This window comes from Cohnella luojiensis, from assembly GCF_004564235.1.
Lineage (GTDB): Bacteria > Bacillota > Bacilli > Paenibacillales > Paenibacillaceae > Cohnella > Cohnella luojiensis.
In genome coordinates this window covers 18,345-32,909 of record NZ_SOMN01000037.1, presented here as the reverse complement: position 1 = coordinate 32,909, position 14,565 = coordinate 18,345, and the positions used below count along the sequence as shown (strand labels likewise).

Sequence of the window (14,565 nt, the reverse complement as noted above, 5' to 3'; positions counted from 1 at the left end):
AGAAAGGAGCGTCATCATGGATCCGCAAAAAAACAAAAACGTTTCGATAATCGGAGTGCCGATGGATTTGGGCGCGGACCGCCGGGGGGTCGATATGGGACCGAGCGCGCTGCGCTGCGCTTGCCTGCAAGAAAAGCTTGAGGGCTTGGGATTCGTCGTTCACGATCAGGGAGATCTCCGGATAGAACGTCCGAAGAATCCCTTCGGAAGCGAAGGAAATCTCAAATACTTGAATGAAATCATCCGGGCGAACGCGGAACTGTGCGGCAAAGTAGAGAGCGAAATGAAACAGGGCCGCTTCCCTCTCGTTATCGGAGGCGACCATAGTATTGCGATCGGTACGATTAAAGGCGTTCTGAAGCAAGTCGAACGTCTCGGCGTCATTTGGTTTGACGCGCATGCAGACGCCAATACGGCCGAAACTTCTCCTTCGGGCAATATCCACGGGATGTCGCTGGCCGTGTCGCTCGGGTTCGGTCACCCGGACCTGGTTTCAATAGGCGGAGAGCATGCGGCAATCCGTCCCGGCAACGTGGCGATTATCGGGGTGCGGACGATTGATCCCGGAGAAAAGAAATTTCTGAAAGAACAAGGCGTGCATGTGTTTACGATGAAAGATATCGACAGCATGGGCATGAAGAGGGTAGTCGAGCAAGCGATCGGCATCGCATCCGACGGTACGGATGGCATTCATCTCAGCCTGGATATGGACGGGATGGATCCAAGCGAAGCACCCGGAGTAGGAACGCCCGTGCTTGGCGGTCTCTCTTACCGGGAAAGCCATCTGGCGATGGAAATGATCGGAGAGAGTCGGCTGCTTGTGTCCGCGGAGCTGGTCGAGGTCAACCCGATTCTTGATCACTGCAACCGTACGGCCAAAACCGCGGTTAGTCTCGTCGGTTCCTTATTCGGGGAGAGCATTCTTTGACCGGACAAATGTTTTAAACCGAATAATTTTCGATTACCTCGGCAACCCTAGGGTGCAGCTATGTGGTAATGATAACGAAATTAGGAGGGGACTTTATGAGCAACAGTCTGGATGCCATTAGTGCCGACCAAAGTAATTTTCTGGATGAAACCGAGGATGAAGTGAAAGAGGTTCCATCAAGCACACTAGGCGGCGAAGCGGTTGAGGCGATGGTTACCCACATCAATAAGTACGATGTGCCGGAGGAGAAGGAAGGCAAGTAAACTTAGCTTTCAGTGAATCCGCGCGTGTGGAGGGTTAAATGTTGGTTGAAAATAATGAAGACCTGAACAACGTTGAAGAAAACAAAACGGAAGTCTTTAAAAACGGATTTCAATCAGCGACAAATTATGTTCAAAATGCGATTGAAAATACGGCTGAATCAACCCGAGATGCGACTCAAAACTTGGTGAATAATGTAATGAAAAGACGGCAAAATGATGGAGATAACCGTTAAGGCAACCGATTTCGTGTCTCTTGACATTTGTGAACGCCAATCAATGACAAAGCTAACAAGCAAAATGCAGCCAATATCCTAAAGGATAAAGGCTGCATTTTTTTCATTTTATGGGGAGCATATCACTTTGGAAGCGGCTTCTTTTTGTCATGAAACATTACATCATGTTTTTGACGTTCTGGACACTTTGATAAAAATATACGGCTTCTGTTTTACTCTTTGTCTAATGATTCCGTTATCTTCAAGGAGTAACATGAAATAAATAATAACATTAAGTTGCTAAATGCCAAATGTCTAGCTTATTTATGTCATATAATCTAACGCAAAACTCCGAGAAAAGGAGCGATGAAATGGTGACGGCGACTGGTTTTCCCGAAATTGAACTCGCGGACATAGGCATGCATTATCCGTCCGATGCTACCGAGGTGATTGCCTTACAGAATGTTAGCTTGAATATCGCCAAGGGGGAATTCGTTTCTCTTCTAGGTCCATCCGGATGCGGCAAAACGACGCTGCTGCGATTGATGGCAGACTTGATCCAACCGACGAGCGGTTCGATCAAGGTTGCGGGCAAGTCGGCGAAGGAAGCGAGATTAGCCCGGAAATACGGGATCGTCTTCCAGAATCCGGTCTTATACGATTGGAGGAGGGTAGAAGAGAATATTACGCTTCCGCTCGAGCTGATGGGGGTTAAGAAGGCGGAACGGAAGAGAAAAGCGGCGGAACTCCTGGATTTAGTAGGTCTTCAAGGCTTCGGCGATAAGTATCCTTGGCAGTTAAGCGGAGGGATGCAGCAACGCGTTGCGATTGCCAGGGCATTGTCGATGGAACCCGAAATCCTTCTGATGGATGAGCCCTTCTCGGCGTTGGACGAATTTACGAGAGAACGGCTTAACGAGGAGCTTCTGTCCATCTGGAGCCAAGTGAAGAATACGGTCGTTTTCGTTACTCACAGCATTTCCGAATCTATTTTTCTGTCCGACAGGGTGTTCGTGCTTTCTCCGCATCCGGGCAGGCTCTCCTCCGTCGCGGATATTCCGCTCCCGAGGCCGCGTACCCGGGAGATGAGGAACAGTCCGGAATTCTTCGGTCTCATCGCGCAAATCCGCGGCAGCTTCGAAGGGGTGTAACGGATGAAGGGGCTCAAGATTCTGCGTCAAGGACGACTAATGCCGACGATGGTATGGGGATTGGGATTGCTGGTCCTATGGGAAGCGGCGTCCTGGTATCTGCTGCAGGTGCGACAAGTGCCGCTGGCCCAGTCCAAGCTTCCTTATATCCATGAAGTGCTGCGCGCCTTCGCGAATTATGGCGGTACGCTTGCCAAAGAGGGGGCAGTCACCTTCGGTAACGCCGGACTAGGGTTTCTTCTTGGCTCGGCTGCCGGAGCGCTGTTGGCCATCCTAATGAGTTTATCCAAATGGGTGGAGCATCTCGCGTTTCCCTACGCGGTAGCTTCGCAGATGATTCCGATTCTTGGGCTTGCGCCCATCCTGTACGGGATCGTTCACGACGAGCAAGTCGCTCGTATCCTCATTGCGGGCTACATTACCTTTTTCCCTGTATCGATCAATACGCTAAGAGGGCTAAGGAGCGTGGAGCCATCCGCGCTAGAACTTATGTACTCCTACGCCGCCAAGTCTTGGAGCATCTACTTCAAATTAAAGCTGCCGGCTTCGCTTCCGGGGCTGTTCAGCGGACTCAAAATAGCCGCGCCTCTTGCGGTTACAGGCGCAATCCTCGTGGAGCTGATGGGAGCGCGGCACGGAGTCGGCGTCATCATGCTTCGCAACCTGTATTACGGTCCTTCCCACACGTATATGTTCTGGTCTACGGTAATCGTGGGGGCGCTTCTTGGCGTACTCAGTTATCTGCTCATGAGCGCGATCGAGAGGCTAGTGGCGCCTTGGCAGCCGGAATTCCGCGCTAAGGGAGGTGACCGGTCATGAGTCTGAACGACGCGGGTCAAAGCCAGCTTGCGGTACCGGCGGTGCCGGCTCGAGCTTCCCGTTCGCCAGGAAGAAGGAACCGGAGCAGATGGCGGGGGTCGCTCATCCGCATCGGACTGCCTTTCCTTGCCGGAGTCTTATTTCTCTTAGCATGGGAGAAGCAGCTTTTCCATCGATTGCTGGATCTTAAAATTTACCAGCTGCCGCTTCCCTCGGCTATCGTAGAAGCGATAAAGGATAATCAAGAACTTTTATTATCCTATACACGCTATACGCTTACTGAGGCGGTATTGGGAATGCTAGCCGGTTCCATTGCGGGCTTTGCCATTGCGCTCATGGCAACGGCTTGGCCGAGATGGGGAGCGGGAAGCTTACTGCTTGTCGCATCCCTGAACGCGGTGCCGATCGTGGCATTGGCTCCCACGATGAATCTGTGGTTCGGCGACGGAATGCTCTCTAGGGCGGCAATCGTCATGGCGACAACGACGGCTGCAATGGCGATCAATGCCCACAAAGGGATGAAGATGGTTAACCCTCTGTCGCTAGATCTCATGCACTCTTACGCCGCCAAGAAACGCGAGGTGTTCCTCTACTTAAGAATTCCTAACAGCCTGCCATACGTTTTTGCCGCGCTCAAGATCAATACGACGGCAAGCATGATCGGGGCGATCGTCGGGGAATTCTTCTTCTCCTCCCGAGGCTTGGGCTACTTGCTTTCCAATTCGATTAAGGTTGCCAAAATGCCGCTGGGTTGGTCTTGTATCGTGGTGGCGGCGGTTGCGGGAGTTCTCTTTTACCTCATTGTCGAAGTTCTGGAGAAGCTTTTCATGAAGTGGCATCCTGCCAACCGGACATAACATCGATAAGGTGCCTTAACATCGGTAACATCCGGCTTAAGCGGACAGATGGGTAGAGAACCGACAAGCCGATTGCATATAACCCGCGTTGATCGCAGCCATACTGTGAAATGCCTCTTTACCACAAAACAAAGGGAGAGAAGATCAATGAAGGTACAAAGCAAGATCTACCGTGGGGCGTTAGGGTTAATGGCGGTCTTATTGTTCACGATGGTACTCGCGGCATGCGGAGGCAACAACAATAACGAGCCGGCGTCGGCTTCGCCGAGCGAGTCGTCATCCGTTCCGGCTTCAAGCGCTGCGGCAAGCGAATCCCCGTCGGCATCTTCATCGGAATCCGCATCCGCCGAACCGGTCAAGGTCAAGCTGCAACTGAAGTGGGTGCCGCAAGCCCAGTTCGCGGGTTACTTCGTGGCGATGGACAAAGGATATTACGCAGCCGAAGGACTGGACGTCGAGATTCTGCCCGGAGGACCCGATATCGTGCCGGAGCAGCAGGTCGCCAACGGAGCCGCGGATATAGGCGTCGATTGGGTAGCGAGCTTGCTTGCGCATCAGGAGCAAGGGTTGCCGCTCGTCGAAATCTCGCAAATCTTTCAGCGAAGCGGACTCGTGCTCGTCTCCAAGAAGACGGCCGGAATCGCCGCGCCAGCCGACATGAAAGGCAAGAAAATCGGCAACTGGATGGGCGGCAACGAATTCGAAATTCTGGCTCTATTCGATAAATATAAACTCGATCCGAATAAAGATCTGAATTTCACGAAGCAAGGCTTCACGATGGACCAGTTCCTGACCGGGGAAATCGACGCCGCTTCCGCCATGACCTATAACGAATACCAGGTCGTGCTGGAGCAAGGAATCCCGGCTGCAGACCTTAACGTCATCGATATGAACGCCGAAGGCGTCGCGATGCTCGAAGACAACCTTTTCGCCAACAAAGAATGGCTAGCGGACAACAAGGAGACTGCTGCTAAGTTCGTCCGCGCTTCCTTGAAGGGGTGGAAGGACGCGATCGCCGACCCTGCTATGGCTGTGGACAGCGTCATGAAGCAGACCGAAGAAGGCAGCACGTCCAAGGAGCATCAGCTGAAAATGATGGAAGAGGTCTCCAAGCTCATCCTGCCGGAAGGCTTCGACGCTGCGAAGATGGGTTACATCGACGACGCCATGTTCAAGCAAACCGCGGATATCGCCTTCAAATTCGGCGTCATCAAAAAAGAATCCGATCTTACGCAAGCTTATACGAATGAAATCGTGGAAATGGCCATGAAATAGTAAGAGGGAGTAAGAGTAGGGGAGGATGGCTTCGGGCAAGCGGAGGCCATCCTTTCCTTCAACCGGGAGGGAATCAATCGCATGGATACCGTAACGATCGGCCTTATTCAAACGATACACGGCGTACACGGAGACGAGTCGGTAGAGGTTCACAAGAAGCAAGCTATCGAGAAGCATGTGAAGCTTGTGCGCGAAGCGAGCGGCAAGGGCGCGCAGATCGTGTCTCTTCAGGAAATCTTTTATGGGCCTTACTTCTGCGCGGAGCAAACGACGAAGTGGTACGATGCCGCGGAGGAGGTGCCGGGCGGTCCCGCGACGAATTTATTTCAAGAGTTAGCCAAGGAGCTTGGCATCGTCATTGTTTTGCCGGTATACGAACGCGAGGGGATTGCCACTTACTACAACACCGCTGCGGTTATCGATGCGGACGGATCCTACTTGGGCAAATACCGCAAGCATCATATCCCTCATGTCGGGGCGGGCGAAGGAGGCTGCGGATTCTGGGAGAAGTATTATTTTAAACCGGGCAACTTGGGATATCCGGTATTCGACACCGCTTATGCCAAGGTCGGCGTGTACATTTGTTATGATCGCCATTTTCCGGAAGGGGCAAGGGCATTAGGGTTAAACGGCGCGGAAATCGTATTTAATCCTTCGGCGACCGTATCGGGAACGTCCGAATACTTGTGGAAGCTCGAGCAGCCCGCCCATGCGGTGGCTAACGGGTACTACGTGGCTGCGATCAACCGCGTCGGATTCGAGGCTCCTTGGAACATGGGCGAATTCTATGGGCAATCGTATTTGGTCGATCCTCGTGGAAGCTTCGTCGCAATGGGGAGCAGGGACCAGGATGAAGTCATCATCGGGCAAATGAACAAGTCGCTGATCCGAGAGGTGCGCGAAAGCTGGCAATTCTACCGCGATCGCAGGCCTGAGACGTACAAGGAATTAACTCGGCTATAACCGGCATTCATATCGCGGCGGATGAGGAAGGAGTGGTTGTCGTGCACAAGGATGTTCCGGTTCCGGCTACGGCGGACCTGGTGGAGAAAGATCTAAAGTTCGTATGGCACAACATGACGTCCTACAATGCGGCTAATCAACCCATGATCGTAACCGGAGGGGAAGGCTCTTGGATCGTGGATTCCGAGGGGAAGCGGTATTTGGACGCCATGTCCGGCTTGTGGTGCGTCAACGTCGGCTACGGGAGAAAAGAATTGGCCGAAGCAGCCTACGAGCAAATGCTAACATTGGCGTATTACCCTTTGACGCAAAGCCATCTGCCGGCGATCCGCTTGGCGGAGAAGCTTAACGAATGGTTGGAAGGGGAATATGTCATCTACTTCTCCAATAGCGGTTCGGAGGCAAACGAGGCGGCATTCAAGATCGCCAGGCAATATCAACAGCAAATCGGGCAAAGCAGCCGGTATAAGTTTATCTCGAGGTATCGCGCTTATCACGGCAGCTCTATGGGGTCGTTGTCCGCGACGGGCCAAGCGCAAAGAAAGTACAAGTATGAGCCTCTAAGCGCGGGATTCCTTCACGTTGCCCCGCCCGATAGTTATCGGCGGCCAGCGGGTCAAACCGTGGAGCAATTCAACCTTCAATGCGCCCAAGCGATCGAGGATACGATCCTATGGGAAGGGGTGGAATCCGTTGCCGGGGTCATTATGGAACCGGTCATTACGGGCGGCGGAGTCATCGTTCCGGATCAAATCTATCTCGATAGGGTACAGGAAATATGCAACAAACACGGCGTGCTCCTGATCATCGACGAGGTCATCTGCGGATTCGGCCGCTCCGGTCGCAAGTTCGGCCATCAGAACTTCGGCATGAAACCGGACATCGTCACGATGGCGAAGGGCTTAACGAGCGGTTATTTGCCTCTGTCGGCAACGGCGGTCCGCAAGGATATCTACGAGCGATTCAAGGCTGGAGACGAATATGGCCATTTCAGGCACATTAACACTTTCGGGGGCAATCCTGCGGCATGCGCGCTTGCGCTGAAAAACCTGGAGATTCTTGAGCGGGACGCTCTCGTCGAAAGGGCGCGAGTGCTTGGACAACGGCTGGAGGCGGGGATGAAACCGTTGCTGGAGCATCCGCTAGTCGGAGATATCCGCAGCTTCGGTTTCCTACTCGGCGTGGAGCTTGTAGCGGATAAAGAGACGAAAGAGCCTGCTTCCCTAGATACGGTTAAATCGATCATCGGGCAATGCAAGGCTCGCGGCTTAATTATCGGGAAGAACGGGGATACGGTCGCCGGGTTTAACAACGTGCTGACGTTCTCGCCTCCATTGTCTTCGACCGACGAGGACTTGGCCTTTATCCTGTCTACGTTCGCGGAAGTCATGAATTTGCGGAGAGAAGGAATTCCCTTATGATCATCAGAGTTCTGAGAGAGATCAATCAGGGGTACGCTCACGCGGAACCGAAATAATCGGGATGGAGCAACTGGTAAGCGCGCAGGGCGACTTGAATGGAAATCCGGTTTTCCACGGACATGAAGTCTTCCCCTAGCAGCTCCGCCATTTTTTCCAACCGGTAATAGAGGGACTGCCTTACGATAAACAGCTTCTGCGCCGCGATTTGCTTGGAGCCGTCGTGATCCAGAAAGACCTTAAGCGTGAGCAGAAGCTCGCTTCCTTTGGACTTGTCATGGTCGATCAAGGGACCTAGGTAGTGACGGATGAAGGTCTGCAGCGTCTTGCCGTCATTCAAGCTGAGAAGCAGTTGGAACACCCCGAGCTCATCGTAGAAAAGGACGGACTTCCCGTACGTCGAGGATAGCGACAGCGCTTGAAGAGCTTCTTGATAACTTGAGTATGCGTTTTTCAATTGCACATGGGATCTGCCGACGCCGGTTAGCAGTCTCAAATCCTTGAATCTATCGTCGGCGCCGCCGTTCATGTCCTGAAGCGACTCCAGCGCTTGCGCGAGCCGGACCTTGGCCGGAATCTTAGACTTGAGGTCGAGAGCGATGATGGCCAGACGATTGTTTTTCAGAGTAATAAGAGGGCGAAATCCGTGCTTCTCGAAAGTCGAGCGCACGATCAGCGACAAGCGAAGTCTGGTCGATTCCCGTTCGTTCTCGGAGGGGAATTCGCTATTCCCGTACAGGTTTTCGATTTCGATGAGGCAGACGCGAAGGCTGGACTCGTTCATACCTTTGAGATCGGGGCCGAGCAAATCCTTAATCTGCCGATCTTCCGTAAGTCTTCCGCTAATGAGCTCATCCACCCACATATTCTCGGAAAACAGCTTTCGTTCTTCGATATATCGGGTACGAAGCAGCTCCTGGGCGATGGATAGGGAGGCGGATTCCAGCAGCAAATACTCGTACTCCTGCGGTTTGCGCGGACACGACATGATCAAGTAAGCCCATATTTGCTCTAACGCTCCAACCGGTTTTAAGACTAGCGTGCGGTCATGGTATCCCCGCAGCTCAGGAGCCGAGGTTGGCTTGAGTTGTGGCGGTTTCTCTTCGATTGAGCTCGGGCTCGGACGCTCATCAAGGAAACGAAGTATCGCTTCTTGTTGCAAGGCCGGCATAACCGGAAAAAAGTGCGGTTGGCCTTGCAACGGGCGGTAGATGATCTGGTTCTGAGTGCTTCGGTGCAGCAACTTCAACACGTTGGCGGTTCCTTGGGAATGAAGGGTTAGTCGGTAAAATTCCCGGGAGATGCTTTCGAGCTCTTGGAGCATTTTATGGTGACGGTTGATGATCAGCGAGTGCAGGTCCTGCGTGATGTCGACGTAGCGAACGGTGCTTGGGAATAAGATAAGCGGAAAAGCGGCGTTGTCGGCGAGCTCGATCAACTCCGGCGACACTTGCTCGAAGTAAGGACCGAGTTCTATGCACAAACAGGAGGCGTTCTGCGAGATCAGCTTTTCCATGAACGTAACCGAGGAGTCGGCGTCGAGATTAAAGCCAAGCCCCGTCGTGAGAATCATCTCCTGACCGTGGATGAGCTCCTCGAAATGGGTGATTTCAAGAATGTGCACCCAGCGGATTTGCTTGCCGAGTCCCTTCTCTCCAGCCACAAGCTGGGCGTTCCCAAACAAAGGGCGGCTAAGCGCTTCGCGAACCGTTAGGATAAGTTCCGTATCGATGGTGATCGCCCCCAGCTTTTATAGGTTGAGTGAGTTTGCGGTGGACTCCGTTACTTACGGGCGCTATTTTCTCCGCCTCTGATGAGGTCTGCGAGATAGTAACAAAAGCGTACTAACTCCGCCCTTCGCGGCCGAATGGCATCGAGATAGTAACAAATGTTTACTAACTCCGCCCTCCGCGGTCGAATGGCATCGAGATGGTAACAAAAGCGTACTAACTCCGCCCTTCGCGGCCGAATGGCATCGAGATAGTAACAAAAGCGTACTAACTCCGCCCTCCGCGGTCGAATGGCATCGAGATAGTAACAAAAGCGTACTAACTCCGCCCTCCGCGGTCGAATGGCATCGAGATAGTAGCAAATGTTTACTAACTCCGCCCTACGCGGTCGAATGGCATCGAGATAGTAACAAAAGCGTACTAACTCCGCCCTCCGCGTTCGAATGGCATCGAGATAGTAACAAATGTTAGCTAACTCCGCCAACCGTGTGCATCCAACGCCGAATTAGCAAAGAAAGTTAGCCAACTCCGCCAACCGTGTGCATCCAGCACAGAATTAGCAAAGAAAGTTAGCTAACTCAGCCCTCTGCGTGCATCCAGCGCCGAATTAGCAAAGAAAGTTAGCTAACTCCGCCAACTGTGTCATCCAGCGCCGAATTAGCAGAGAAAGTTAGTTAACTCCGCCAACCGTGTGCATCCAGAGCCAAATTAGCAAAGAAAGTTAGCTAACTCAGCTTCCGCGTGGTACCAGCTGAGCGAATGGGTTAGCTATAACTACCAGCGGCAATCGCATTTTCACACAGCCGCATAACTTTCATTATGAGCCGCAATTGAATATATACAAGATTAGGGACTCGTTTTTAGCAAGATGCACAAACATTTTTCAGAATATTCCGCTTATTATGGGGCGTTTAGTAACATTGAGTTACATTGAGTTACATGAAGTTAGCTGAAGGGAGGGGTTAGGATGAGCGGGTTGACGATTGACGCGGACAGAGTGGGACAACGAATCGAGAGGCTTGCCCAGATCGGGAAGATCAGCGATACGGGCGTGTGCCGGCTGGCTCTTTCGCCCGAAGACCGGGAAGCGGTCGAGGTGGTGCGAGGCTGGATGGAGGAGGCGGGGATGACGGTTCGGCTGGATGGCTTCGGGAACCTGATCGGCAGATTGCCCGGCAAGGATCCGAACAAACCCGCCGTGATGCTTGGCTCTCATATCGATACGCAGCCTTATGCCGGGAGATTCGATGGAATTATCGGCGTCATCGGAGCGATCGAGGTCGTTCAGACTCTCGCTGATTTAGGAGTCGTTCCGGAGGTGCCCATTGAAGTCGCGTCCTTCTGCGATGAGGAAGGCTGCCGGTTTAACAAAGGGCTGTTCGGCGTTAGGGGAATACTCGGTCGGCTCGAAGACGGGGAGCTGGAGAGAGCCGACAAGAACGGAGTGACCCGCAGGGAGGCTTTGCTGGCATTCGGGGGAGATCCTGAACGCTTCGAAGAATCCCGTTACGAGCTTGGGCAGGTCAGCGTATTCTTGGAGCTTCACATCGAGCAGGGACCGGTTCTGGAAACGCTCGGTCGCCCGCTTGGAATCGTAACCGGCATATCGGGACCCTTATGGTGGACGGTAGATTTGTACGGTTTTGCGGGGCATGCCGGTTCGGTTCCGATGGGGCTGCGCAAAGACGCCTTGGTGGGCGCCTCCAAGATCGTCGTAGGCCTTCAGGCTCTGGCTTCTAGCGAGCCCGGAGCGCCGACAGTTGGAACAGTCGGATCTATGAGGGTATTTCCCGATTCCCGCAACATCATCCCGGAGCATGTCCAATTCACGATAGATTTGCGAGACATCGATCTACCGCGCCGAGACCGATTGGAACGGCAATTGCGCGAGCTCATCAACGAGGTTGCCGAAGAACATGGACTCCGCGTGGAAATCCGAGAAGATACGAACAGCGAGCCCCGTTATTGCGCGCCGCGCATTGTCGATACGATACGCGAAGCCGCGATGGAAATGGGGCTGAAGGCACCGGAGCTGATGAGCGGTCCATTCCACGATTCGCTCGCGATGTCCTACTATTGCGACTACGGCATGATTTTCGTCCGTTGCAAGGATGGAATAAGCCATAATCCTAAAGAATTCTCTAGTCTCGAGGATATCGCCTTAGGGACGGAACTGCTATACAGGACAACATTGCAAATGTGCGGAACATAACCTACTAAATGCGGGAGGGATGAGAGAGATGGACAATCACAAGGAGCTGACGCGGCTAACGCCGGAAGCATTTGCGAACAATTTTGCCGAAACCGTGCCGGGTTTAACCCGCAAGGCGGCGATGGAAGAATCGAATCGCTGCCTGTATTGCTATGATGCGCCATGCATTAAAGCCTGTCCGACTAGCATTAACATCCCATCCTTCATCAAGCGGATCGCAACGGATAATCTGAAAGGCTCCGCCACCGCAATTATGGATGCCAATCCCGTCGGTGCAAGCTGCGCCCGCGTATGTCCGACCGAGGAGCTGTGCGAAGGTGCTTGCGTGCTCAATGACGAATCGGAGCCGATCAAAATAGGGCTGCTTCAGCGTTATGCGACGGATTGGGCGGTCCAAAGCGGGCAAACGCTATTCAAGCCAGGCCCATCTAACGGACGCAAGGTTGCGATTATCGGCGGCGGACCGGCGGGGTTGTCCGCAGCTAGGGAACTCGCGCGAGACGGATTTGCCGTCGTTGTCTTCGAAGCCAAACCGCAAGCCGGAGGACTCGATACTTATGGCATAGTCTCTTTTCGTTTGCCGCAATCGATCTCCCTCTGGGAAGTCGAGCAAGTCGAGAAGCTTGGCGTGGAGATCCGTACGGGTATCCGGGTAGGCGTGGACGTTACCGTCGAAGAACTGCTCGCCGAGTATGATGCCATCATCTTAGCCGCGGGAATGGGCAACGTTCCGAACCTCGGTATCGAAGGCGAGCAATTAGAAGGAGTATACGACGCGATCGAGTACGTGGAAGCCACGAAATCCGATGTCCCTCCGTACCCGATCGTCGGGGCGCGCGTCGCGGTAATCGGAGCCGGGAACACGGCCATCGACGCCGCGACCTGTTCCGTGAGATTAGGAGCGAGTAACGTCAAGATGGTCTACAGACGGACGAAGGACGAAATGACTGCTTATGATTTCGAATACGAGTTCGCGAAACAAGAAGGCGTTGAGTTTAGTTGGCTGACCGCTCCTAAGCGTATATTAGGCGATAGCTTTGGGCGGGTTACTCATCTGGAGTGCGTGAGAATGGAGCTTTCCAACGCCTTGGGCAAAGACGGCCGAAGGATTCCGACGCCGATAGAGGGATCGGAATTCCTGCTTCCGGTGGACGCGGTCATTCTGGCGATCGGACAGAAGCGGCATCACGGTCTGATTGATCTGCTTGGGCTGGAGCACGACCGGGGAGTCGTTCTTATCGACGAAACGACGCGCGGAACGTCCCATCCCCGGATATTCGCCGCGGGGGATATCGTTTTCGGCAACGGTCAAGGAGAGGCGATGGTAGTCTCGGCCGCGGAGCAAGGCAAGCAGGCGGCGTATGCGATAAGCAGGCACTTTGCATCGTCGTCATTCCATTCAAACGATTCGGTAGCAATCTAAATCGAAGTTAGGGAGGCTGATCACATGGCAGATTTGCGAATCAACCTTACGGGTATCCCGTCCCCGAATCCGTTCTGGCTCGCTTCCGCGCCTCCGACGAACACGGGGTATCAGGTACAGCGGGCGTTCGAGGCGGGTTGGGGCGGCGCGGTGTGGAAGACGCTGGGCGATCCGATCATCAACACTTCGTCGCGGTTCGCCGCGGTTCATTTTAACGGACAACGGGTCGCGGGCTTCAATAATATCGAGCTTATTACGGATCGGCCTCTCGAGGTGAACCTGAAGGAAATCTACGAGACGAAAAAACGGTTTCCGAATCATGCGGTCGTCGTGTCCTTGATGGTGGAGCCGAAGCGGGAGAAGTGGCACGAAATCGTGAAAAAGGTCGAGGCGGTAGGGGTAGACGGGTTGGAGTTGAACTTCGGATGTCCGCACGGCATGGCGGAACGGGGAATGGGCTCGGCATCCGGCCAGCAGCCCGACCTGGTCGAGATGCAGACGATGTGGGCGAAGGAAGCGGCGCAGACTCCGGTCATCGTGAAGCTCACGCCGAACATTACGGACATTACCGTCGTCGCCCGTCATGCCGTCATGGGCGGTGCTGACGCGGTCAGCCTCATCAACACGATCAACAGTCTCGCGGGCGTGGACATCCACACATGGAATACCGTCCCTCACGTGGGCGGCAAAGGGGCGCACGGCGGTTACTGCGGACCGGCGGTGAAGCCCATCGCCTTAAGCATGGTTGCGGAGTGCGCGAAGGATCCGAAGGTTAGCGTGCCGATCTCGGGTATCGGGGGAATTTCCTCCTGGCAGGATACCGTGGAGTTCATGCTCATGGGAGCCACCAACGTGCAGATTTGCACGGCCGCGATGCACCATGGCTTCCGCATCGTCGAGGAGATGATCGACGGGCTTAACAACTACCTCGACGACAAAGGAATCGCGAAGGTAACCGACCTCATCGGACAGACGGTACCAAAGTATTCGACTTGGGGCGAGCTGGACTTGAACTATCAGGTCGTTGCCCGAATCAACGCGGAGACGTGCATCAACTGCAACAAGTGCCACATCGCCTGCGAGGACACCTCGCACCAATGCATTGATCGCCTGACGGATGCCAATGGCAAAGCTTACTTGAAGGTGCGGGAAGAGGACTGCGTCGGCTGCAACCTTTGCGCGATCGTCTGTCCGGTGGACGGCGTCATCGATATGGTGGAGGTTCAAGGCACGCACGCTCCGATGACATGGAATGACAGGCAGAAGGCTTTGGCTCGAAAGAATTCTGAATCCTCTGAGATGGAGGCGGTCTAA

13 protein-coding genes are annotated in these 14,565 nt (G+C 53.8%); 12 read left to right on the top strand and 1 reads right to left on the bottom strand.

The features are described from left to right. Positions 1-16 precede the first annotated feature (16 nt). The 9 genes from rocF to E2980_RS19980 all read left to right on the top strand — a co-directional run bounded on the left by rocF (position 17) and on the right by E2980_RS19980 (position 7,889). Positions 17-928, top strand: coding sequence for an arginase (rocF, locus tag E2980_RS20015; RefSeq protein WP_135154000.1), 912 nt, complete (start codon positions 17-19; stop codon positions 926-928). Between the two features lie 95 nt (positions 929-1,023). Then, a complete protein-coding gene (locus E2980_RS24355; RefSeq protein ID WP_167747196.1) occupies positions 1,024-1,191 on the top strand; it encodes a hypothetical protein in 168 nt (55 codons plus the stop codon). Positions 1,192-1,229: 38 nt separating this feature from the next. Then, a complete protein-coding gene (locus E2980_RS20010; RefSeq protein ID WP_135153999.1) occupies positions 1,230-1,424 on the top strand; it encodes a hypothetical protein in 195 nt (64 codons plus the stop codon). Positions 1,425-1,774: 350 nt separating this feature from the next. Continuing rightward, complete coding sequence (locus E2980_RS20005) at positions 1,775-2,554, top strand: ABC transporter ATP-binding protein (RefSeq protein ID WP_135154022.1); 780 nt, start codon at positions 1,775-1,777, stop codon at positions 2,552-2,554. Positions 2,555-2,557: 3 nt separating this feature from the next. Then, the gene (locus E2980_RS20000; RefSeq protein WP_135153998.1) at positions 2,558-3,373 is read left to right on the top strand and encodes an ABC transporter permease; all 816 of its coding nucleotides are present in this window, start codon (positions 2,558-2,560) and stop codon (positions 3,371-3,373) included. Further along, positions 3,370-4,230: an ABC transporter permease gene (locus tag E2980_RS19995; protein WP_135153997.1), complete on the top strand. Its 861-nt coding sequence runs from the start codon at positions 3,370-3,372 to the stop codon at positions 4,228-4,230. Before E2980_RS20000 ends, E2980_RS19995 begins: the two co-directional genes overlap by 4 nt. A 147-nt stretch (positions 4,231-4,377) precedes the next feature. Next, positions 4,378-5,505 carry an ABC transporter substrate-binding protein gene (locus E2980_RS19990; RefSeq protein WP_135153996.1) on the top strand — a complete coding sequence of 376 codons (1,128 nt, stop codon included), beginning with the start codon at positions 4,378-4,380 and terminating at the stop codon, positions 5,503-5,505. An 81-nt stretch (positions 5,506-5,586) separates the two neighbouring features. After that, the gene (locus E2980_RS19985; RefSeq protein ID WP_135153995.1) at positions 5,587-6,468 is read left to right on the top strand and encodes a nitrilase-related carbon-nitrogen hydrolase; all 882 of its coding nucleotides are present in this window, start codon (positions 5,587-5,589) and stop codon (positions 6,466-6,468) included. A gap of 41 nt (positions 6,469-6,509) precedes the next feature. Beyond that, positions 6,510-7,889, top strand: a complete 1,380-nt coding sequence (locus E2980_RS19980) for an aspartate aminotransferase family protein (RefSeq protein ID WP_276322363.1) — start codon at positions 6,510-6,512, stop codon at positions 7,887-7,889. A 37-nt stretch (positions 7,890-7,926) separates the two neighbouring features. Here E2980_RS19980 and E2980_RS19975 read toward each other — a convergent pair whose 3' ends face one another. Further along, on the bottom strand, positions 7,927-9,603 hold the full coding sequence (locus E2980_RS19975; RefSeq protein ID WP_276322364.1) for a PucR family transcriptional regulator: 1,677 nt from the start codon (positions 9,601-9,603) through the stop codon (positions 7,927-7,929). Positions 9,604-10,583: 980 nt separating this feature from the next. On the opposite strand from E2980_RS19975, the gene E2980_RS19970 reads away from it, so the two are divergent. The 3 genes from E2980_RS19970 to preA are packed head-to-tail and all read left to right on the top strand — an operon-like array spanning position 10,584 to position 14,565. Further along, positions 10,584-11,828 carry a M20 family metallo-hydrolase gene (locus E2980_RS19970; RefSeq protein ID WP_135153993.1) on the top strand — a complete coding sequence of 415 codons (1,245 nt, stop codon included), beginning with the start codon at positions 10,584-10,586 and terminating at the stop codon, positions 11,826-11,828. Positions 11,829-11,856: 28 nt separating this feature from the next. Then, complete coding sequence (locus tag E2980_RS19965; protein ID WP_135153992.1) at positions 11,857-13,251, top strand: NAD(P)-dependent oxidoreductase; 1,395 nt, start codon at positions 11,857-11,859, stop codon at positions 13,249-13,251. A 24-nt stretch (positions 13,252-13,275) separates the two neighbouring features. Continuing rightward, positions 13,276-14,565, top strand: a complete 1,290-nt coding sequence (gene preA / locus E2980_RS19960) for an NAD-dependent dihydropyrimidine dehydrogenase subunit PreA (protein ID WP_135153991.1) — start codon at positions 13,276-13,278, stop codon at positions 14,563-14,565.

Bases quoted from the DNA above. Each gene is read 5' to 3' on its own strand.
- E2980_RS20005 (WP_135154022.1), top strand. From the start codon at position 1,775: ATGGTGACGGCGACTGGTTTTCCCGAAATTGAACTCGCGGACATAGGC.
- E2980_RS19970 (WP_135153993.1), top strand. From the start codon at position 10,584: ATGAGCGGGTTGACGATTGACGCGGACAGAGTGGGACAACGAATCGAG.
- rocF (WP_135154000.1), top strand. From the start codon at position 17: ATGGATCCGCAAAAAAACAAAAACGTTTCGATAATCGGAGTGCCGATG.
- E2980_RS19995 (WP_135153997.1), top strand. From the start codon at position 3,370: ATGAGTCTGAACGACGCGGGTCAAAGCCAGCTTGCGGTACCGGCGGTG.
- E2980_RS20000 (WP_135153998.1), top strand. From the start codon at position 2,558: ATGAAGGGGCTCAAGATTCTGCGTCAAGGACGACTAATGCCGACGATG.
- E2980_RS19985 (WP_135153995.1), top strand. From the start codon at position 5,587: ATGGATACCGTAACGATCGGCCTTATTCAAACGATACACGGCGTACAC.
- preA (WP_135153991.1), top strand. From the start codon at position 13,276: ATGGCAGATTTGCGAATCAACCTTACGGGTATCCCGTCCCCGAATCCG.
- E2980_RS20010 (WP_135153999.1), top strand. From the start codon at position 1,230: ATGTTGGTTGAAAATAATGAAGACCTGAACAACGTTGAAGAAAACAAA.
- E2980_RS19965 (WP_135153992.1), top strand. From the start codon at position 11,857: ATGGACAATCACAAGGAGCTGACGCGGCTAACGCCGGAAGCATTTGCG.
- E2980_RS19990 (WP_135153996.1), top strand. From the start codon at position 4,378: ATGAAGGTACAAAGCAAGATCTACCGTGGGGCGTTAGGGTTAATGGCG.
- E2980_RS24355 (WP_167747196.1), top strand. From the start codon at position 1,024: ATGAGCAACAGTCTGGATGCCATTAGTGCCGACCAAAGTAATTTTCTG.